This window comes from Mesobacillus sp. S13 (assembly GCF_020422885.1).
Taxonomy (GTDB): domain Bacteria; phylum Bacillota; class Bacilli; order Bacillales; family Cytobacillaceae; genus Mesobacillus; species Mesobacillus selenatarsenatis_A.
Genome location: NZ_CP084622.1, coordinates 2,928,013 through 2,946,545, shown reverse-complemented (window position 1 = coordinate 2,946,545; position 18,533 = coordinate 2,928,013). Strand labels below are relative to the sequence as shown.

Sequence of the window (18,533 nt, the reverse complement as noted above, 5' to 3'; positions counted from 1 at the left end):
TTACTCCCTCCTCTTTATAGTAGAGTGGGGAGTATTTTTTATGAAATGGGGAGAGAAAATGTCCATCGCATTATCAATCATGCTGGTTGCAGCAATGGTTGTTTTATTCTTTTGCGGATATTATGTTAGGCTGATTATTGAGAAATATGGGATGAATTGGCTGCATGCCGTGCCAATCACCGTGGCGATTTTAATGTTCAATATCATATGGGCATTACTGGAAATGGCGAAATCAGCAAGATGGCAGTAAGAAAAGAGCAGGCGCCTTGAGTAGCGCTGTAGCTAAATCCTAATCTAAGCACTAAATTTATTCTTTAATCCAAAAAGGGAGCACCTCACCAAATCGGGAGGTGCTTCGTTTTTTGCATTACAGTGGACGGACACTTAACAAATCCGTTATAGTATGGACAAACTAATTTTAACAATAGGCAGGCGTTCATATGTATAAAAGCTTTTACCACTTTCTTATGAAGTACCGGACCACAAAACCGACGGATGCAATCAGCAGGTTTGCAAATTCCGCATACGATGATCTCTCATTCCCGAAAAACTCCGAAGATTATGATGAGATTAGCTCCTATCTGGAACTGAACGGTCAATACCCGGAAAGTATGGCTGTTTTTGACGAAGCTTGGGAGGAGTATTTAATAGCAGAAAGTTAATAAGGCTCTTGCGGTCAAACCGCGGGAGTCTTATTTTTTTTCAAGGAGTTATTGTTCCTAAAAAAGTCCATCATAGACTCCCTTTTATAAAAGCTGCTTCCATCTAATATCTAGGCGTAGCGATTTTCAGAAAATTGCATATACTGTTGTAATCACAATTCACGACTCATCGTTGAGAGGATGGAGGATATGGAAAAACGGAAGAAACCTAAGTTTAACATCGGTGATACAGTCGTGATCACTATTTATGGAACTGTGGGGAAAGTGACTGATGTAAAATGGCTTGACGGCCTTCATGTATATGAGATAAATAAGAGCGAGGGCTTGTATTTGGAAACAAGTTTGCAGATGCTCTCTGAATACGATGGGAAGCTGCTTGAAAAGGAGCAAATCGACATCGAATATAAATATTTCTTTGGGGACTTAGTTCAGGTTAAAGGGTATGGCTCAGACTTATTTAAAGTTGTCGGCTTCCGCACTGAAATTTGGAGATACAAAGAAGATGCCTGGGAGGATGTCATTTATGAACTATCCAGGATTAAAGATGGGGAATGGCTTGAAGCAGGTGAGGAAGAACTGACACTTGTTGCGGATTCAGACAGTGCAGATACGTTCATCCAGAAGTTGGGTCTTTTGTTTTCGGCCAATAAAGAAGTGAAGCCTTCGGTCAATCTTGATAAGAAGTCTCAACAGCCGCGAGCAGGTGAAAAAGAAGAACTGCGGAAAATCCATCAAAAGAGGATGACGATCGATAATCTGCTTGATATTTATAATGATTACCGGATTTTATATAAGTGGTTCAATGATGATGAATATGCGCATGTCATGAGGGTCATTCTTCGTAAGCTGTCAACGCTCGTTAACAATGATGGCAAAAGCCATGTTTAAAATAAACCTGCAAATTCAATAAGAACATAAGCAAGAAAAGGAATTCCCAACACTAAAACAGCTTTAAATAAGAAGTTCACGATATTGCCGAACAATTCAACTACCATACTGTTTTCCTTGTTCACGTCCTCAACAAACATTTCTGCAAGGATACCAAGTCTCTCCATACCTGTTCACTCCCGATTTGAATTTATTCCATTCTATGCTTGTCCAAAAGCAATAGAACAATTTTCGGAAAATTGGTTGAGCTCGGCATGAAACAGGCGTGTTTCACATACATTTGGAATAAAGGGGGGCGAATCTGTGAAAGAGATTGAGGTTATTATCGATACAGAAGAGATTGCTGAATTTTTCTTTCATGAACTTGTAAAAAGGGGATACGTTCCCACAGAGGAAGAACTTGAAGAAATGGCAGATATCACTTTTGAATATCTGATCGAAAAATGTATCATCGATGAAGAAGAAGATATAGACTAGGTAGGTTATGCATGGTTAAGGCAGATTCTAATGAGAATCTGTCTTTTTGTATTTAACCATTGTTATAACAGCATTTGAAAATAAACGGAAAAATTTCGCTTAAATTAAAAATCACCCTTAATTTCATGAAAATAAAAGTCGTTTTTCCGGTTATTAAATCCAAATCGATTAATTTTGTCCTATTTTTAGTAGTTAACCGGAATATCTCCGTCTATTTCTGCTTCAAAAGCGTCTTCTATATACAATAGCAGGAAATACTCCGCCTATGAATTTTCATACCTACTCAAAACCCTCATTCGATGAATTTTTAAAAAAAGTTCCGTCACGCTGAAACTCTCTCAATTTTTAAACGTATACATTTATATGAAAAAGAATTTTGTATAATCAGGGAGGCAAGGGATATGTCATTTTTTAATAAGGTTTTTGCCAGTGTCGGCATAGGTGCAGCTAAAGTCGATACGAAGTTGGAAAAGGACAGGGTGATGCCTGGAGAAGAAGTACGCGGAATTGTCGAGATTCGTGGGGGAAACACTGAGCAGAATATCGACGACATCTATTTGAGTTTACATACAACTTATATAAAAGAAGCGGATGATAAAAAGTACACTGCTACAGCACAAATTGACCGATTCAAGCTAACGCAGTCATTCATCATCAAAGAGAATGAAACAAAGGAAATTCCTTTCTCTTTCAGGCTCCCGATGGAAATGCCATTATCGATGGGCAGGACGAAGGTTTGGGTATCAACGGGGCTTGATATTAAAAATGCAGTAGACCCTAGCGATAAAGATTTCTTGACCGTAGTGCCGAATCAGCTGATGCACGGGGTTTTTAACGCGGTTAGCGACCTTGGATTCCGACTGAGGGAGGCTGAGTGCGAACAAGCGCCAAGACATCTCCGCAGAAACATGCCGTTTATCCAGGAGTTTGAATTTGTGCCTTCATCAGGTCCATTTAGAGGACGACTCGATGAATTGGAAGTGATTTTCTATCCAATTAGTGAGAACGAGGTCGAGGTTTTAATGCAGGTCGACCGGAAGGCACGGGGCCTTGGAGGCTTCTTGTCGGAAGCGATGGGTATGGATGAAACATATGTCAGGATGAATATCCATGCATCCGACCTGCCGTCATTAAAGCAAAACCTTCAAAACACGATTGAAAGCTACTGTTAAAAAATATATAGACGATGAAGCAAGCCAATGGCTGCTTCATCGTCTTTTATTTATCCCTGTTTCTTTCTCCCATTAGCTGAAAATTCTTTGCCGTGAGCTTCCTGTTCAGCAACGATTGCTTCAGGAGAAATGTGATTGTTTTTCTTAGGTGAGTTGATTCGGTTGCGGTGTTTTTTACCCATAGGTCATTCCCCTTTATTTCAGATTTTTCGACTCGCATATGAAAGAATTTTTTGTTTCAGCTTCGGTAAAGCTAGTTCTAGCATGCCCGTTAACAAAAATGTCATGAGATTGAAGATTTTCCTGCTTAACTATATTGTGGTATAGTTTTGGGGTAGCAACCTATAGGATGGAGGATTATTGAATGAGTGTACATATTGGTGCTAAAGAAAATGAAATTGCAGAAACGGTATTGCTTCCTGGAGATCCATTAAGGGCGAAATACATTGCTGAAACTTTTCTTGAAGATGCAAAGTTATATAACGAAGTTAGAAATATGTTTGGCTACACTGGGACATACAAAGGAAAAAGAATTTCTGTACAGGGAACAGGCATGGGTGTACCGTCCATTTCAATTTATATCAATGAATTGATGAACAGTTATAACGTCCAAAACCTGATTCGCGTAGGCACATGCGGTGCAATCCAGAAGGATGTTAAAGTCCGTGACGTCATCTTGGCAATGACTTCTTCAACTGATTCTCAAATGAACCGACTTACATTCGGTGGAGTAGATTACGCTCCGACAGCGAACTTTGACTTATTATACAAAGCGTATAATTCTGGGCTTGAAAAAGGTTTGAACCTTAAAGTTGGTAACGTATTCACTGCAGACCAGTTCTATAATGATAATGCAGAATTGGAAAAATGGGCACAGTACCAGATTCTGGCTGTCGAAATGGAAACAACAGCTCTCTATACACTGGCTGCTAAATACGATCGCAACGCCCTTTCGATTCTTACAGTCAGCGACCATATCCTGACTGGAGAAGAGACAACAGCAGAAGAGCGCCAAACGACTTTCAATGACATGATCGAAGTTGCACTCGAAGCAGCAATCAAAGAGTAAGTATTTGTAAACCCTTTCCTTTGAGGAAAGGGTTTTTATATGGATATACATAATGGCCATTTCAAAATGCAAACAGCGTTTAATGGACATTTTGAATGCAGAGGGAAGTCGAAATGTCTAAGAACCAGCACTTAATGGATATTTTGAAGGCGTTGTAGAGTCAAAATGTCTAAGAACGCACCCTCATGAGTTTAGCATATTCTCAAAACTGTCATAATGATTAACAAGAATAATGGGAAAAAAGGCCATTCGAAAGTTTGCCGAAAAATGTTAGAATGGTGTTATTGCCTTAAAATGTTGAAGATTGGTGGACTAAATGAAAAAACTATTGCTGATAATCGCTTTGCCGATATTATTGACAGGTTGCTCACAAGTAGAGCCGTATCTTGAAAAAATTCCTTATTTGGGAGATAAATTGGTTGGACAAGATGTGCAGGAAGACCAGCCAACTGAGGTAAAAGAATCTCAACAAAATACGGAAAACACTACTCAGGTCGAGGACAAGCCTGTAGAAGAAGAAGGATTGACACTTGAAGCAGCGTATTTCAACGTAGTACAGAATACGGACGGAAAGAATGTCATTCAGAACCCTCAGAATACGATGGCGCTTGTAAATAAGGTTTTTGGGTTGCCAGATCAGTATATCCCGGGAGATTTGGTTCGGCCGAATGTCCCATTCTCTTTTGGAGATGCTAAGCTTGAAAAGAGCCTTATGAGGCAAGAAGCTGCAACAGCCCTGGAAAAAATGTTTACAGGTGCGAGGAATGACGGGATTGAACTTGCTGCTGTTTCAGGGTACCGGTCATATGGAAGGCAGGAAACTCTTTTTAACGCGGAAGTAAATAAGGTTGGGGAGGAAAAAGCTCTTCAAGCAGTTGCTAGACCTGGAAGCAGTGAGCATCAAACCGGTTTGACGATGGATATTTCCAGCAAGACCAATAATTTTAATCTGAATGAACAGTTTGGCAAAACTAAAGAGGGTGTGTGGCTTGCCCACAATGCCCATAAATACGGGTTTATCCTAAGATACCCAAAGGGTAAAGAAACCCTGACAGGATATATGTATGAACCGTGGCATTTTCGGTATGTTGGCATCAAAGCTGCCACTGAAATATATGAAAATGAATGGACATTGGAAGAGTACTTCGAAAATGTGAAGAAAATTTAGTGAGGAGCCTGGCCGATAAGCCAGGCTTTTTGTCTAACGACTTTTTTCATAACCTTGTTGTTCTCTCAACTACAGGTAGATTTTTAAAGGCTTGTTTTAAAAAATGTCAACACTTCATCTGCCAGATCCTCATAAATAGTGATATTTTTAACAGTAGTATTAATGGTTAAAGGTAAAATAATAAATATCACAAACTTTATTGTTGATAAATATACTATACAGGGGTATAGTAAGTATGAGAGACGGAATGAAAATTTCGATTGAAACGGGGTGTAGATGATGAAAGAACAAATGACTGTCGACATAACGGGTATGACATGTGCCTCCTGTTCGACAAGGATTGAGAAGGTCCTTAATAAAATGGATGGCGTCGATGCAACCGTAAATCTGGCGATGGAAAATGCCTCAGTCACATACGAATCAGAAAAAATTAAACCAGACGATATATTCAATAAAATCAACGACCTGGGGTACGGTGTCAGAAACGAAAAAATGGATTTAGATGTTTTCGGCATGACCTGTGCAGCATGTTCAACTAGGATTGAAAAGGTACTCAACAAGATGGATGGAATGGAAGCAGCCACAGTTAACCTTGCAACAGAGTCCGCTTCTGTGGAGTTTAATAGTGCTGTCCTTTCAGCCGAGAAAATCATCTCGAAAATCCAGGATCTTGGCTATGATGCTAAAGAGAAGGTTCAGAGGGAAGCAAAAGCTCAGCAAAAAGAAGAGGAAATAAATGCTAAGAAACGAAAATTATTTATATCCATCCTTTTATCACTACCGCTTCTTTATACGATGATTGGCCACGCACCCTGGGATACGGGACTGCCAATGCCTCATCTATTGATGAATCCGTGGTTCCAGCTATTATTGGCTACTCCTGTTCAATTCTGGATTGGCGGGCAATTTTATGTTGGAGCGTATAAGTCACTCAAGAACAAGAGTGCCAATATGGATGTGCTGGTTGCGCTAGGTACATCGGCTGCTTATTTTTACAGCCTTGCAGAAGCAATTAAAACAATTGGAAATCCGTCTTACATGCCGCATTTATATTTCGAGACAAGTGCTGTCCTGATCACTTTGATCCTTGTCGGGAAATTGTTTGAAGCGCTTGCAAAGGGACGCACGACTGAAGCGATCTCCAAGCTTCTGAGCCTGCAGGCTAAAGAAGCGACTGTCATCAGGGATGGCGAGGAAATTAAACTGCCAATAGAAGAAGTAAAAGTAAATGATATCATTCTCGTTAAACCAGGAGAGAAGATTCCAGTCGATGGCAAGGTTGTATCCGGCCAGTCCGCTGTAGATGAAGCGATGATCACCGGTGAATCCATTCCTGTTGAAAAAGCAGCTGGTGACTCCTTGATAGGAGCTACCATCAATAAAAATGGTACCTTGACGATGACAGCAACAAAGGTCGGTAAAGATACCGCTCTTGCAGGAATCATTAAGGTAGTAGAAGACGCCCAGGGCAGCAAAGCTCCAATCCAGCGTGTGGCAGATCAGATTTCTGGAATTTTTGTCCCGATTGTTGTTGCAATCGCGATCGTAACATTCCTTGTCTGGTACTTTGTTATCACTCCTGGCGACTTTGCTTCAGCTTTGGAAACAGCCATTGCCGTCCTTGTTATTGCCTGCCCTTGTGCACTTGGTCTTGCAACTCCGACCTCCATTATGGTCGGAACAGGTAAAGGTGCAGAAAATGGGATTCTTTTTAAGGGTGGAGAGCACTTAGAAGCAACACACAAAATTAATGCTATAGTTCTGGATAAAACGGGAACTATTACTAAAGGGAAACCAAGCGTAACCGACCTGGAAATATTCGGTGAAGAAGATAAGGTACTGCAATATTTAGTATCTGCGGAAAAGGCTTCCGAGCATCCTCTGGCTGAAGCCATTGTCGAGTACGGAAACTCAAGAAACATAGAGGTAATATCAATGGATGAGTTTTCTGCGATACCTGGACACGGAATTGCAGCCACCATCAACGGTGAGAGAGTCTTTGTCGGAACCAGAAAGCTTATGAGCAGAGAAGGTATTGAATACACACGCTACGAAGACCGTCTCGAAAAAATGGAGACTGAAGGAAAAACTGCGATGATGATCGCGATTGACAATAAGGTGGATGGAATCGTCGCGGTTGCTGATACAGTAAAAGAAACAGCGAAAACCGCGATTGAAGAGCTCAAATCCATGGGTATTGAAGTATATATGCTTACTGGTGATAACAGCCGAACTGCAAAAGCAATTGCGGCACAGGTTGGAGTAGAAAATGTAATCGCAGAAGTATTGCCAGAAGAAAAGGCGAATCATGTCAAAGAGCTTCAGCTGAAAGGCAAGAAAGTCGCGATGGTCGGAGATGGCATCAATGACGCACCTGCGCTAGCACTAGCTGATATCGGCATCGCCATTGGAACAGGTACTGATGTTGCCATCGAGGCAGCTGACGTCACGATTCTAGGTGGGGAGTTGACATTGATCCCTAAATCCATCTCATTAAGTAAAAAAACGATGCAAAATATTCGCCAAAACTTGTTCTGGGCTCTCGCATACAACTCAGCGGGAATCCCGATTGCTGCCATAGGTCTTCTGGCTCCTTGGGTAGCAGGGGCTGCTATGGCATTCAGTTCAGTTTCTGTGGTGACTAACTCCCTTCGTTTGAAGCGGATTAAGTTATAAATTTAGAATAAGAGAGGAAGATTTCTAATGGAAAAAACAACTTTAAACGTATCTGGAATGACTTGTGGACACTGCGAAAAGGCAGTTAAGAATGCATTGATGGGCGTAGACGGAGTTTCAAGCGTCGTTGTTTCCCTGTCAGAAGGAAAAGCCGAAGTCGAATATGATGCTTCAAAAGCAGAAGTAAGCAAAATGAAATCTGCAGTTGAAGATCAAGGTTACGATGTAGAGTAAGAATTCAATTTGGTTGGGTGAAGACGAAATCAACTCTTCACTGCCACCAAAAAAGAGAGGGTGTCCCAAGTATTGGGACCCCTCTTTTTGCAATACCTATTTTTCTGTTAATTTCACAGCAAAAATGTTATCCTAATAATCATTAAGGATTTTAAGCTTGATTGGAAAGTGGTGAAAAGGGTTGGATCAGCAAAATATGAATGAAGAAAACAGCGAAAATCTTAAGGGCCAAGAAAAGGCTGCAGAAACAGAGTCCAAGAATAGTTTTCTTCGGATAAAAAAGTTCCACTTTGCAATGCTGTTGTTTTTTCTAGTCTTTTTAACAGCGGGTATCACTACCTTTGCCCTTGCTTTTGGCGAGGACAAGCCAGCGGTACAGGTAATTAGGGAAAGAGAAGAATTTGCAAAGCTATACGATGCATACGATACACTGAAAAATGACTATTTCCAGGAAGTCGATCAGGAAAAGCTAATAAATGGTGCGATAGATGGTATGCTTGAATCATTGGATGATCCTTATTCAGATTATATGAGCCAAGAAGATGCCAAAAACTTTCATCAGAGCCTATCTTCTTCCTTTGAGGGAATCGGAGCGGAAATCCAGGAGAGAGATGGATTCATTTTCATTGTCACTCCGTTAAAGGGTTCTCCGGCGGAAAAGGCTGGCCTTCAACCTGAGGACAAGATTATGTCAGTTGACGGGAAAAGTCTGCAAGGAATGAGTACAACCGAAGCGGTGGCTCTAATAAGAGGCGAAAAGGGTACGGACGTAAAGCTTTCGATTCTTCGCCAGGGTGGAGAAAAACCGGTTGACGTCACAATAACCCGAGATACCATACCAATTGAAACGGTTTATGGTGAAATGCTGGAAGATGGAATTGCGAAAGTTCAGATTACAAATTTCTCCCAAAACACAGCAAATGAACTAGTCAATATCTTGAATGATCTTCAAAAACAAGGAATGCAAGGTTTGGTTCTTGATCTTCGCCAAAACCCTGGCGGTCTCTTGGATCAAGCCATAAAAATATCCAGTCTCTTTGTCCCTGAAGGTGAAATCCTTTTTCAGGTTGAAGACCGCAACGGAAATGTAGAGAAATATGCATCAGAGAATGAAAACAACCAAAACCTCCCATTGGTTGTAATCATCGATAAAGGGAGTGCCAGTGCATCCGAAATCCTGGCAGGAGCAGTCAGCGAATCTGCTGAAGTTCCTCTTGTAGGGGAGAAGTCATTCGGTAAAGGGACGGTCCAGCGAGCGGAAGATTTTTCAGATGGATCGAATATGAAGTTCACTACAGAGAAATGGTTGACACCTAAAGGCAATTGGATTCATAAGAAAGGCATTAAGCCGGACCATGAAGTATCAATGCCTGACTATGCATCATTGCCATTCATTGATCCTGAAGCTGAATTGAAGGAATCCACAGCATCTGAACAAGTCAAGGCTGCACAAAAAATGCTTAAAGCTCTTGGATTTGATCCAGGTCGTGAAGATGGTTTTTATGATGGGAAAACTAAGGAAGCTGTGATGGCTTTCCAAAAATCAAAAGAACTTGAGGAAACGGGTATCCTTAAGGGCAGCTCGACGATTGAATTAATGAATGCTTTGCGTGAACAGATTAAAAATGACGACCCGCAGATTCAGAAAGCACTAGAAGTGTTAAAGCAGGAAATGAATAAATAAAAGGCGGATCTCCAGCATTTGCTGGAGATTTTCCATATTACATAGAAAAGATGGGCGGAAAAGAAAATGAAAAAAACAGAGGTTTACATTTTGTCAGGTTTTCTTGGCACAGGTAAAACGACACTGCTTAAACAAATTTTACAGCATGAAAAAGAGAGCGGACGGACAATTGCCGTTATGATGAACGAGCTTGGCAATGTTTCGATTGATTCCGATGCTGTGGACACAGATGTTCCCTTGAAAGAGCTACTGGGAGGGTGCATTTGCTGCACAATCCAGGACAAACTCGAATCCCAGCTTCAGGGATTGTTATTTGACCATGATCTCGATGCAATTTATATAGAGACTACAGGAGCCGCTCATCCGGTTGAGGTTTTGGATGCTGTCCTATCCCCATTATTTGCGGACAAGCTTGAGATCAAAGGAATCATTACAACAGTGGATGGGCCTCAATGGTTCAATAGGGTGACATTAGATCCACAAGTGCATCAGCTTTTGCTCGAACAAGTAAAGCATGCTGACCTCATCATCGTTAATAAGTCAGACCTTCTCAATGAAGCAGAACAGGCAAAAATAAACCTGGATATCCAAAGGCTTAATTCTCAAGCTAAATGCATTTTAAGTACCTATTCCAAAGTGCCGATGAAACTGCTGGAAGGATTGGCTTATACTGAAAAAGCTAAAAGCACTGGGGCGCATGTACAGGCTGATCTGAGGCTTAGCACGTATGTTCATCAATTCAAAGGCCCTATCAGCCAAAAAGGTTTTGAAGACTTTTTGAGGGCGCTTCCAGATTCGATTTATCGGATAAAAGGGTATGTATTATTTGATCATTCTCAATATCCAGACCTGTTCCAGTATTCGTACGGGATGCCTTTATATATGAAGGAGTATATGAAGATGCCGCTCAATCTCGTTTTCATCGGTCAGGTAACAGACTGGAGTCTTTTAGCAGAACAGCTGATGAACCTGGAAAAGTAGGTTTATACTAATTTACCCAGCTTTTGCTGGGTTTTTTGTTTGCTTTAAAAAGAGGTTTTGAATAGCAGGGGGCAAAAAAGCAAAAACTTTCATGGAGCGTGATTCTGCTTTGTTGGATTTTAGCAAAGTAAACAGCAAGATTAAGCCGAGTGAAAAAGAGTTGATTATAAATGCCAGTAGTGAAAGTAATGATCATGGTCATTTTTTTTCTTGCTATGACTGGGAACAACATAGAAGCCAAGAATAATACGAAAAGGGACCAGATCAATATGCTGAAGTGGGAAGAAGTGAATGAAATTCTCCCAAGGTACAGTAAGTTCACAGTTGTCGATTTTGAAACAGGGATGAAGTTCCGCGTCCAAAGAAGAGCGGGCAGTAACCATGCGGATGTTCAGCCTTTAACTTCAAAGGATACGGCAATCATGAAAGAGATTTATAAAGGTAAGTGGAGCTGGAAGCGGAGGGCAATTATCGTGATCTCGGAAGATGGCAAAATTGCAGCCTCAATGCATGGAATGCCACATGGCGGTGGTGCCTTGAAAAATAACTTTCCAGGTCACTTTTGCATCCATTTTTATGGAAGCACGACGCACAGGACAAACTTTATGGATCTTTCCCATAAATTGATGATCCTGAAATCAGCAGGCAAGCTCGAAGGATACCTGGAACAAACCGATCCTTACGACCTAGTCAATGCCTATATTGCTGGGCTAAAGCAGCAGGACAGTGACATCGTTTCATTAATCTCTCTTCAAGTCCTTGAATGGGAGAACCTCCTGTACAAAATAGAGAATATCAGGATTTCCCGCATGGAAGTTTTGCCTGCGGAGGATGTTGGAGATCAGTTGAGTCTATCTGTCCCTGTCGAGGTTAATTTGCAGTTAAAAGGGACTGGCGGAAAGAATTTTTTAGGTAAAGTACATCTTGTGAGGTACATGCCAAATGAACAATGGAGAGTAGATTCTGTAAAGTTTTTTGATGATATAGGCATGAAGGCAGGCAAATAAAAAAGCTTGAGAAATCTCAAGCTTTTTTAACTTATGTTCTTAATGGGCTTTGATTATCGTTAACTCTCCCCAAATTTGGCAAAGGTTTTTTCATCCTCAACCAGTCCACAAGCTGCACATTGTATTTTCAGTTCTGGACCTTTGTATGGAAGGTGAAAAGGTTCAAGCTGGTCATTTGAATATTGCTCTACAATTTCACCTGATTGCGGATTCAATTTTACAGGTTGGGGAACTTGGGATATCATATTGAATCTTGTCCTGTTCGTCTTGCAATTAGGGCATCGGTAAGGTTTGCTCATAGCTATTCTCCTTTAATTTTATTTAACTTATTTTTTGCATTATCAGCCTGAAATATGTAAATATACTAATGAGGGTTTTATTAGGCGAATTAACTGCAGGGGGAGTCACGATGCAAGGAATGGATTATGATAAATTACTTGATGAGTATAGGACTATTTGGAACAATCGAAAACTCCAATCCGAACAGGTACCGGAAGACATATTAAAAGAAGCGATAAGAAGAGACCTAAAGGATGAAAATTCACATCCGAGAGCTAGAAAACCATTAATGGTAAAATACTTCCTTGCCACTAAAAGAATAGTAGAGTCCTCTGTGCCAAGTGAGAGTAAAATCATGTTGATCCACCTTCATTTGGAAACAGCTGAGGCAATCCAAGCTGGAGTGGAAGAATAAATAATCAAGTAGTATAAAGCGAAAAATGGCAGTTGATTGCTGATGCACTTGATCCAATATTGATATAGTAATCAAAGAAGGAAGGAAGGAATTCTTGCTTCTTTTTTTGTTTTTGGCTCTGTTAAAGTCCATTGTTGTTTTAAAGCCCTGTTGATTGTAGTGGAAGGCGCGTAGACTCCTGCGGGATGAGAAAGTCATGGGGAGACCCCGCAGGCGCATAAGGCGCCGAGGAGGCTCCCCGACTGCCCGCGGAAAGCGAAGCGCCTGGAACGAAAATCAACAGCAAAGTTTAACAGAGCCTTGTTTTTTTAAAAAAATGTCAAAAAATATTTCTTCAACTATTGATTTTATACCCCTTATGGTATACAATAAATATTATAAGTTCAGTAATGAACAAGATATAACAAGAGGTGAAGAGTAGTTGCTCACAACTTTAATCATCAGTCTCCTTTTGATTACCTTAGCTTTCAACCGTTATGTTCCAGTAAGGAATCTTCCGGCAGTAAAGGGATATGAAAAGGATGCAGTCTTTGTCGATCTTAGAGATTATCAGGATTCTGCTAAAAATCCGGTAAATGGCGCAATTAATATTCCTTGCGGATATTTGAAAAGATATATTAAAGAAATTCCTAACAGGCATATCGTCATTATTGCATCAAATGAGCTAGAAAAGAATTTCGGTGCAAGATTGCTGAAAAAATATGGTTACCATGTTAAAGGCTATACAATTACTCGACCATCATAGTAGGAGGTGGCAAGGTGGAGTACAATAAGGAAATTGTGAATCGCTTGAAGAGGATCGAAGGACAGGTAAGAGGAAGCATCCGCCTGCTCGAAGAACAGGAGGAATGCAAGTCGGTCGTAACCCAATTATCAGCTATTCGTTCTGCAGTTGACCGCACGATTGCTTTGGTTGTCAGCAAGAATCTTGAACAATGCTTAATCAGTGATCTGCAAGAAGGCAGAGAAACGTCCCAGGCAGTAAATGATGCAGTGGAATTGCTTGTGAAGAGCAGAAAATAAAGAGTTTCTGTTCTTGACAAGTTGATTTTTGTCAATTAAAATACCCTTATGGGTATAAGTGGTGTGCAAGATTGCCTCACTAAAAAATCATGACTTACTAAAATGAGGAGAAAGAGGTGCTTACGGATGGATGTAGTAATTAATGTATTGATCGTTGTGCTAGCAGCAGCTTTCTTATGGAGTCGTTTCGCTCCAACTAAGGGAGTAAACCAAATCACCACAGCACAATTAGGTGATATGATGAAATCAAAAAAGGCTGGAGTGCAATACGTTGACGTAAGGACTCCAGGTGAATATAAAGGGAATCACATTAAAGGGTTCAAGAATATTCCATTGCAACAGCTTGGTAACCGTACCGGTGAACTTTCGCAGGATAGGGATGTAGTTGTCATTTGCCAGAGCGGAATGCGCAGCAGCCAGGCAAGCAAGTTATTGAAAAAAGCTGGATTCAAGAATGTAACGAATGTAAAGGGCGGCATGAGCGCCTGGTAATTAATGATAAAGTAATAGGGAGGAAATTGAAATGCGTGAGATGACACCAACAGAAGTGCAAAATGGATTAGGCTCAAATGAATATGAAGTTTTGGATGTTCGTGAAGTAAGCGAAGTAGCTCAAGATAAAATTCCGGGATCGATTCATATTCCATTAGGTTTGCTTGAGTTCAGGATGAATGAATTAGACAAGAACAAGACTTACGTAATGGTCTGCCGTTCGGGCGGCCGCAGTTCCAGGGCAACTCAATTCCTGGATTACTATGGTTATAACGTGATCAACATGCAAGGCGGCATGATGGCATGGACGGGTCCAACTGAATAACCCCCCCCAATAGGGATGGCGAAAGCTGTCTCTATTTTTTTTGAAACAAACCGTGATCCATGCCGAACTGGGCGATTACCCAGCATGAAAAGGAACGGAAACCTTGTTTCAATACCCGAATGAGCGATAACCCAGCATGAAAGGGAACGGAAACGGTGATTCAATGCCCGAATGAGCGATAACCCAGCATGAAAGGGAACGGAAACGGTGATTCAATGCCCAACCAAGCGATTACCCTGCATGAAAAGGAACGGAAACCTTGTAATCTGGGGAGTTAGCAATTTATAAGGTGACAGGTATTTCTACATTAGTGGTCGAGAAGGATCCAGGATATGTCGAAATATACTTGCTTGTTTTCAACTTAATACGTACACTAATAGTGAAGTGAATATTTCGACAATTGGTAACGAGGAGGATTCTAATGTCTGGTATTGGAACCGTAAAGTTGGAACTTGTCCGAGAAGTTGTTCATGTCGAAGGGATCCTGGACTTGCTTATTAAAGGATGCTGGATAGAGCAAAATGATCATCGTTGTACAGTATCTCATGGTCAGATAGAATTCACTGGTGGATTTCATGATTCTTTTTTCAAAATTACCCTGCAAGCTAATGAACTCCTAATTGAATCAGATAGCCCTTGGGAACTTGAAGTGCTTGCTGAAGAACTGAAAGAAATCGCTGTTAAAAAAGAAATGATCATCAAATGACAAAATACATAATTCATGACTTGTCGCTAATGTCGGCAAGTTTTTTCTTTTTGCAAAAAACTTCAATAACTTTATTGCTTTTTAACCCGTATTGTTCAACTTCATAGAAATATCACAAATTAGAGCTATAATAATATGAGATACTTGTGACAGAAAAGGAGTAAATTATGAAGTGGATTTATATAATCACTGCAGCAGCTTTCACTGTTTTGTTATCAGCGTGTACTTTTGAATCTTTTGAATCGATACCAAAGGATTCTTCTATTATATCGACAATAAATATCAAAGAAATGACCATTTCATTTTATGATATGGAAAAAGGTGAAAAATTACCTGACTGGGCTGTTGACCGTCCGTACATCGGAGGGCTGATCCTTCCTGACAATGATACGATATTGCTTTATGGCAAAAGTCTCGATACTGCCGATTTGTATTCGTTGAGTAAAGGGAAGAAGATTGCATCGTGGAAAACTGGAAAGGGAATCGTGAATGCTCTATTGGTAGAGAATGGAGCGGAAATCGCATTCGCCGACCAGGATAGGGACAGTGTCCGATTTTACAATATCAAAGGAACGGAAGTGGATGAAATAAAGGTTGAAAAAGACCCGCTGACACTTCTCGAGGCCGAGGAAAAGCTTTATGCCATCAGCTATAATCAAGAAATGTTAAGTATTATCGACACAAATGATAAAAAGCGGCTTCCGGGATTTAAAATCCATCCTGCTGCAGCAGGTGCGTTATTGTGCAGGGAAAAAGATGAGCTTTGGATTGGCGGGCATGGAAAAGGAACGGAAGTTGAAGAATCAATTCACATCTATGACCTGAATAATGGACGTTTAATGAAAGAGATTTCAGCTCCTGTCATGCCAGTGGATTTCACGAAGGATGAAGATGATGTATTTGTCCTGAGCCATGGATCGAATATGCTGTATAAATTGGGTGAGGACGGGAGAATGAAGGACTCATTGAAGGTGGGGGCAAATCCGTTCGAAATTGATTTTTTTGCGGACAAACTCATTGTAGCCGGTTATGACAGCAATGAAGTATATATAATCGCCCCGGATAGTCTATCCATAGAGAACACACTAGAAGTTGGAAACGGCCCATTTCAAATCGTAACGAGGGAGAGATAGCAGGATGAATCCCATAAAAGTTTTAATCATAGATGATGAAGAAGATATGCGCAATCTTGTGCAAATGTATCTTGAAAATTCAGGGTTCAAATGTGTCCATGCCGCAGACGGGGTAGATGGAGTGAGAAAACTGCAGGAAGAAAACTTTGACCTGGTCATTCTTGATATTATGATGCCTTTTGAGGATGGCTTTGCCGTTTGCGGAAAGATCAGGACTTTTTCGCAGGTACCGATTATCTTCCTTTCAGCTAAAGGAGAAGAATGGGATAAAGTAAAAGGGCTCCAGCTTGGGGGAGATGATTATATAGTCAAGCCTTTCAGTCCGGGAGAGCTTGTAGCAAGAATCAATGCATTGTTAAGAAGGACGTCTTTTGTCAAGAATGATGAAGATTCAGTGACTCTGGGAAAAATTAACATAGATAAGAAGGGAAGAAGAGTCAGTGTGGAAGGAAATAATGTTCCGCTCACCCTCAAAGAGTTTGAGCTGCTCGTTTTTCTTGTTCAGCACCAGGGCCAGGCCCTAAGTAGGGAACAGTTGCTGGAGTTTGTCTGGGGAATGGATTACCATGGCAGCTTGAGGACTGTCGACACACACATTAAGACGCTGAGGATGAAACTGGGAACAGGAGACTATATTCAAACCATCTGGGGTGTAGGGTATAAATTCGAGGTGCCGGAAACATGATTTCTTTTTCTGACAGCCTGTTTAAAAAATTATGGCTGACGGTTACCGCCACCATACTGGTAACTGTATTGTATTCTTTTTTTTTATCCTATCTATTTTATGAAAAACTATATGTCGATATAGTTGAAGATTCACTTATTGAAGAAGGTTACCGCCTGGCGAGTGACTATCCAGGCGGTCCATTGACCGATGAAATGAAGGAGCAGGTAGAATGGTATAATGAAAAATCGGAGTCCGAGGTATTCCTTGTCAGTAACCCAAAGGAGCTAAGCGCCTGCCTCCCTTATTCAATTGATTATGAAACCTTGATCGGGAAGGAAGAGCGAGAACAGCTTCTTAATGGTGAACCAGTCATGAAATCAGGATTTGAAGAGAGGTTTGGAAGAAAGATCCTTGCTGTGGCCATTCCTCTTCTTGACGATAACCGGCTTGAAGGAATCATTTATTTATATGTTCCCCTTGCTAAAATTTCCGAGCTGACTGTCGATTTCTCTTTTTTATGGCTGATTGGCGGAGTACTGTTCATTATCATTGCCGCTTTCCTTGGGTTTAAAATGCTTAGAAAGCTAACCAGGCCTCTTGCTGCCATGAAGGAGGCAGCTGAAAGGGTATCTGGAGGAGATTACTCTGCACGTGTAAATATCAAATCTGAAGACGAAATTGGTCAGCTGGCAAAAGCTTTCAACCATATGTCCGAGTCTGTACAAAAAGAAGATGAGAAAAAGAGGGAATTCCTTGCAGATGTTTCCCATGAATTAAGGACTCCTATAAGCTATATAAAAGGCTATAGCGAGGCGTTGGAAACAGGGATGATAAAAGAGCCTGATGAGAAGAATAAATATTTAAAGCTAATAAACAGGGAATCCGGCAGAATGGTAAAGCTTGTTCAAGATTTGCTTGATTTATCAAGACTGGATGCAGATGAATATAGTTTAATGAAAAGTCCTTTCCCGCTGGCACAGCTAATCGAAGATTTTATTATCAAGTACGGTCCAGCCCTGGATGAAAAGAAGATCAGCCTAACACTTAATCTTGATCCGGATATCATTATTAATGGTGATGAAGGAAGACTCGAGCAGATTTTCCAGAACCTCATTGACAATGCGATCCGCTATACTGAGAGTGGCGGCAGGATTTTAATCAGACTTGCAAAGGATGCCTATGGCTGTAAAGTCGAGATTGAAGACACTGGGACGGGAATACCAGAAGAGGATATAAAAAAGCTGACTGAACGCTTTTATAGAGTGAATAAGGCAAGGTCCAGAGCAGACGGAGGTACAGGTTTGGGTCTGGCGATTGTTGATAAATTAGTCGAGCTTCATGATGGTAAAATGGAAATATCAAGTGAGCTAGGACATGGTACGACCATTACTCTCTATTTTCCAGCCGTGGAATTATAGCGTTTCAGGGATCAAACTGAGCGTTGCCAAAGTCAATGCAAGCTCTTTTAGAAGCAA

24 protein-coding genes are annotated in these 18,533 nt (G+C 40.9%); 21 read left to right on the top strand and 3 right to left on the bottom strand.

The window, feature by feature from the left end; genetic code table 11:
• Window positions 1-40 precede the first annotated feature (40 nt).
• From LGO15_RS15080 to LGO15_RS15070, 3 genes are all read left to right on the top strand, one after another.
• Window positions 41-250 carry a hypothetical protein gene (locus LGO15_RS15080; RefSeq protein ID WP_226085195.1) on the top strand — a complete coding sequence of 70 codons (210 nt, stop codon included), beginning with the start codon at window positions 41-43 and terminating at the stop codon, window positions 248-250.
• Window positions 251-440: 190 nt separating this feature from the next.
• On the top strand, window positions 441-662 hold the full coding sequence (locus LGO15_RS15075; protein ID WP_167833722.1) for a YozE family protein: 222 nt from the start codon (window positions 441-443) through the stop codon (window positions 660-662).
• A gap of 189 nt (window positions 663-851) precedes the next feature.
• Entirely contained in the window at window positions 852-1,550 is a 699-nt protein-coding gene (locus tag LGO15_RS15070; RefSeq protein WP_167833721.1) for a hypothetical protein, read from the top strand.
• Here the strand turns inward: LGO15_RS15070 and LGO15_RS15065 are convergent.
• On the bottom strand, window positions 1,547-1,717 hold the full coding sequence (locus tag LGO15_RS15065) for a hypothetical protein (RefSeq protein WP_167833720.1): 171 nt from the start codon (window positions 1,715-1,717) through the stop codon (window positions 1,547-1,549). The genes LGO15_RS15070 and LGO15_RS15065 overlap by 4 nt on opposite strands.
• Window positions 1,718-1,853: 136 nt before the next feature.
• On the opposite strand from LGO15_RS15065, the gene LGO15_RS15060 reads away from it, so the two are divergent.
• Both LGO15_RS15060 and LGO15_RS15055 read left to right on the top strand, forming a co-directional pair.
• The gene (locus LGO15_RS15060; RefSeq protein ID WP_144479852.1) at window positions 1,854-2,027 is read left to right on the top strand and encodes a YozD family protein; all 174 of its coding nucleotides are present in this window, start codon (window positions 1,854-1,856) and stop codon (window positions 2,025-2,027) included.
• 401 nt (window positions 2,028-2,428) lie between these two features.
• Window positions 2,429-3,199, top strand: a complete 771-nt coding sequence (locus LGO15_RS15055; RefSeq protein WP_167833719.1) for a sporulation protein — start codon at window positions 2,429-2,431, stop codon at window positions 3,197-3,199.
• Window positions 3,200-3,249: 50 nt separating this feature from the next.
• Here LGO15_RS15055 and LGO15_RS24200 read toward each other — a convergent pair whose 3' ends face one another.
• Window positions 3,250-3,381, bottom strand: a complete 132-nt coding sequence (locus tag LGO15_RS24200) for a hypothetical protein (RefSeq protein ID WP_264163720.1) — start codon at window positions 3,379-3,381, stop codon at window positions 3,250-3,252.
• A 182-nt stretch (window positions 3,382-3,563) separates the two neighbouring features.
• On the opposite strand from LGO15_RS24200, the gene deoD reads away from it, so the two are divergent.
• The 7 genes from deoD to LGO15_RS15020 all read left to right on the top strand — a co-directional run bounded on the left by deoD (window position 3,564) and on the right by LGO15_RS15020 (window position 12,018).
• On the top strand, window positions 3,564-4,268 hold the full coding sequence (deoD, locus tag LGO15_RS15050) for a purine-nucleoside phosphorylase (RefSeq protein WP_167833718.1): 705 nt from the start codon (window positions 3,564-3,566) through the stop codon (window positions 4,266-4,268).
• 316 nt (window positions 4,269-4,584) lie between these two features.
• Entirely contained in the window at window positions 4,585-5,436 is an 852-nt protein-coding gene (locus LGO15_RS15045; protein ID WP_226085194.1) for a M15 family metallopeptidase, read from the top strand.
• A gap of 279 nt (window positions 5,437-5,715) precedes the next feature.
• Window positions 5,716-8,112: a heavy metal translocating P-type ATPase gene (locus LGO15_RS15040; protein WP_167833737.1), complete on the top strand. Its 2,397-nt coding sequence runs from the start codon at window positions 5,716-5,718 to the stop codon at window positions 8,110-8,112.
• Between the two features lie 27 nt (window positions 8,113-8,139).
• Window positions 8,140-8,346: a copper chaperone CopZ gene (gene copZ / locus LGO15_RS15035; RefSeq protein WP_226085193.1), complete on the top strand. Its 207-nt coding sequence runs from the start codon at window positions 8,140-8,142 to the stop codon at window positions 8,344-8,346.
• A 196-nt stretch (window positions 8,347-8,542) separates the two neighbouring features.
• Window positions 8,543-10,030, top strand: a complete 1,488-nt coding sequence (locus tag LGO15_RS15030; protein ID WP_167833736.1) for a lmo1851 family serine protease — start codon at window positions 8,543-8,545, stop codon at window positions 10,028-10,030.
• A 66-nt stretch (window positions 10,031-10,096) separates the two neighbouring features.
• Entirely contained in the window at window positions 10,097-11,011 is a 915-nt protein-coding gene (locus LGO15_RS15025; RefSeq protein ID WP_167833715.1) for a CobW family GTP-binding protein, read from the top strand.
• 170 nt (window positions 11,012-11,181) lie between these two features.
• Entirely contained in the window at window positions 11,182-12,018 is an 837-nt protein-coding gene (locus LGO15_RS15020; RefSeq protein ID WP_167833714.1) for a hypothetical protein, read from the top strand.
• A gap of 59 nt (window positions 12,019-12,077) precedes the next feature.
• Here LGO15_RS15020 and LGO15_RS15015 read toward each other — a convergent pair whose 3' ends face one another.
• Window positions 12,078-12,317: a hypothetical protein gene (locus LGO15_RS15015; protein WP_023627701.1), complete on the bottom strand. Its 240-nt coding sequence runs from the start codon at window positions 12,315-12,317 to the stop codon at window positions 12,078-12,080.
• A 110-nt stretch (window positions 12,318-12,427) separates the two neighbouring features.
• Between LGO15_RS15015 and LGO15_RS15010 the strand changes: the two genes are divergently transcribed.
• From LGO15_RS15010 to LGO15_RS14970, 9 genes are all read left to right on the top strand, one after another.
• Complete coding sequence (locus tag LGO15_RS15010) at window positions 12,428-12,712, top strand: hypothetical protein (protein WP_226085192.1); 285 nt, start codon at window positions 12,428-12,430, stop codon at window positions 12,710-12,712.
• A gap of 421 nt (window positions 12,713-13,133) precedes the next feature.
• A complete protein-coding gene (locus tag LGO15_RS15005) occupies window positions 13,134-13,457 on the top strand; it encodes a rhodanese-like domain-containing protein (protein ID WP_167833713.1) in 324 nt (107 codons plus the stop codon).
• 14 nt (window positions 13,458-13,471) lie between these two features.
• Window positions 13,472-13,735: a metal-sensitive transcriptional regulator gene (locus tag LGO15_RS15000; protein WP_167833712.1), complete on the top strand. Its 264-nt coding sequence runs from the start codon at window positions 13,472-13,474 to the stop codon at window positions 13,733-13,735.
• Between the two features lie 126 nt (window positions 13,736-13,861).
• A complete protein-coding gene (locus LGO15_RS14995) occupies window positions 13,862-14,227 on the top strand; it encodes a rhodanese-like domain-containing protein (protein WP_167833711.1) in 366 nt (121 codons plus the stop codon).
• Window positions 14,228-14,258: 31 nt separating this feature from the next.
• Window positions 14,259-14,552, top strand: coding sequence for a rhodanese-like domain-containing protein (locus LGO15_RS14990; protein ID WP_226085191.1), 294 nt, complete (start codon window positions 14,259-14,261; stop codon window positions 14,550-14,552).
• A 421-nt stretch (window positions 14,553-14,973) separates the two neighbouring features.
• Entirely contained in the window at window positions 14,974-15,258 is a 285-nt protein-coding gene (locus tag LGO15_RS14985) for a hypothetical protein (RefSeq protein WP_167833709.1), read from the top strand.
• 167 nt (window positions 15,259-15,425) lie between these two features.
• A complete protein-coding gene (locus LGO15_RS14980; RefSeq protein WP_167833708.1) occupies window positions 15,426-16,391 on the top strand; it encodes a YncE family protein in 966 nt (321 codons plus the stop codon).
• 4 nt (window positions 16,392-16,395) lie between these two features.
• Window positions 16,396-17,076, top strand: coding sequence for a response regulator transcription factor (locus LGO15_RS14975; protein WP_167833707.1), 681 nt, complete (start codon window positions 16,396-16,398; stop codon window positions 17,074-17,076).
• Window positions 17,073-18,476 carry a sensor histidine kinase gene (locus tag LGO15_RS14970; protein WP_226085190.1) on the top strand — a complete coding sequence of 468 codons (1,404 nt, stop codon included), beginning with the start codon at window positions 17,073-17,075 and terminating at the stop codon, window positions 18,474-18,476. Before LGO15_RS14975 ends, LGO15_RS14970 begins: the two co-directional genes overlap by 4 nt.
• The last annotated feature ends 57 nt before the right edge of the window (window positions 18,477-18,533 follow it).

What these genes read in the sequence shown, in the direction of transcription:
- LGO15_RS15080 (WP_226085195.1), top strand. Translation starts at nt 41, where the DNA reads ATGAAATGGGGAGAGAAAATGTCCATCGCATTATCAATCATGCTGGTT.
- LGO15_RS15075 (WP_167833722.1), top strand. Translation starts at nt 441, where the DNA reads ATGTATAAAAGCTTTTACCACTTTCTTATGAAGTACCGGACCACAAAA.
- LGO15_RS15070 (WP_167833721.1), top strand. Translation starts at nt 852, where the DNA reads ATGGAAAAACGGAAGAAACCTAAGTTTAACATCGGTGATACAGTCGTG.
- LGO15_RS15065 (WP_167833720.1), bottom strand. Translation starts at nt 1,717, where the DNA reads ATGGAGAGACTTGGTATCCTTGCAGAAATGTTTGTTGAGGACGTGAAC.
- LGO15_RS15055 (WP_167833719.1), top strand. Translation starts at nt 2,429, where the DNA reads ATGTCATTTTTTAATAAGGTTTTTGCCAGTGTCGGCATAGGTGCAGCT.
- LGO15_RS24200 (WP_264163720.1), bottom strand. Translation starts at nt 3,381, where the DNA reads ATGGGTAAAAAACACCGCAACCGAATCAACTCACCTAAGAAAAACAAT.
- deoD (WP_167833718.1), top strand. Translation starts at nt 3,564, where the DNA reads ATGAGTGTACATATTGGTGCTAAAGAAAATGAAATTGCAGAAACGGTA.
- LGO15_RS15045 (WP_226085194.1), top strand. Translation starts at nt 4,585, where the DNA reads ATGAAAAAACTATTGCTGATAATCGCTTTGCCGATATTATTGACAGGT.
- LGO15_RS15040 (WP_167833737.1), top strand. Translation starts at nt 5,716, where the DNA reads ATGAAAGAACAAATGACTGTCGACATAACGGGTATGACATGTGCCTCC.
- copZ (WP_226085193.1), top strand. Translation starts at nt 8,140, where the DNA reads ATGGAAAAAACAACTTTAAACGTATCTGGAATGACTTGTGGACACTGC.
- LGO15_RS15030 (WP_167833736.1), top strand. Translation starts at nt 8,543, where the DNA reads ATGAATGAAGAAAACAGCGAAAATCTTAAGGGCCAAGAAAAGGCTGCA.
- LGO15_RS15025 (WP_167833715.1), top strand. Translation starts at nt 10,097, where the DNA reads ATGAAAAAAACAGAGGTTTACATTTTGTCAGGTTTTCTTGGCACAGGT.
- LGO15_RS15020 (WP_167833714.1), top strand. Translation starts at nt 11,182, where the DNA reads ATGCCAGTAGTGAAAGTAATGATCATGGTCATTTTTTTTCTTGCTATG.
- LGO15_RS15015 (WP_023627701.1), bottom strand. Translation starts at nt 12,317, where the DNA reads ATGAGCAAACCTTACCGATGCCCTAATTGCAAGACGAACAGGACAAGA.
- LGO15_RS15010 (WP_226085192.1), top strand. Translation starts at nt 12,428, where the DNA reads ATGCAAGGAATGGATTATGATAAATTACTTGATGAGTATAGGACTATT.
- LGO15_RS14995 (WP_167833711.1), top strand. Translation starts at nt 13,862, where the DNA reads ATGGATGTAGTAATTAATGTATTGATCGTTGTGCTAGCAGCAGCTTTC.
- LGO15_RS14990 (WP_226085191.1), top strand. Translation starts at nt 14,259, where the DNA reads ATGCGTGAGATGACACCAACAGAAGTGCAAAATGGATTAGGCTCAAAT.
- LGO15_RS14985 (WP_167833709.1), top strand. Translation starts at nt 14,974, where the DNA reads ATGTCTGGTATTGGAACCGTAAAGTTGGAACTTGTCCGAGAAGTTGTT.
- LGO15_RS14980 (WP_167833708.1), top strand. Translation starts at nt 15,426, where the DNA reads ATGAAGTGGATTTATATAATCACTGCAGCAGCTTTCACTGTTTTGTTA.
- LGO15_RS14975 (WP_167833707.1), top strand. Translation starts at nt 16,396, where the DNA reads ATGAATCCCATAAAAGTTTTAATCATAGATGATGAAGAAGATATGCGC.
- LGO15_RS14970 (WP_226085190.1), top strand. Translation starts at nt 17,073, where the DNA reads ATGATTTCTTTTTCTGACAGCCTGTTTAAAAAATTATGGCTGACGGTT.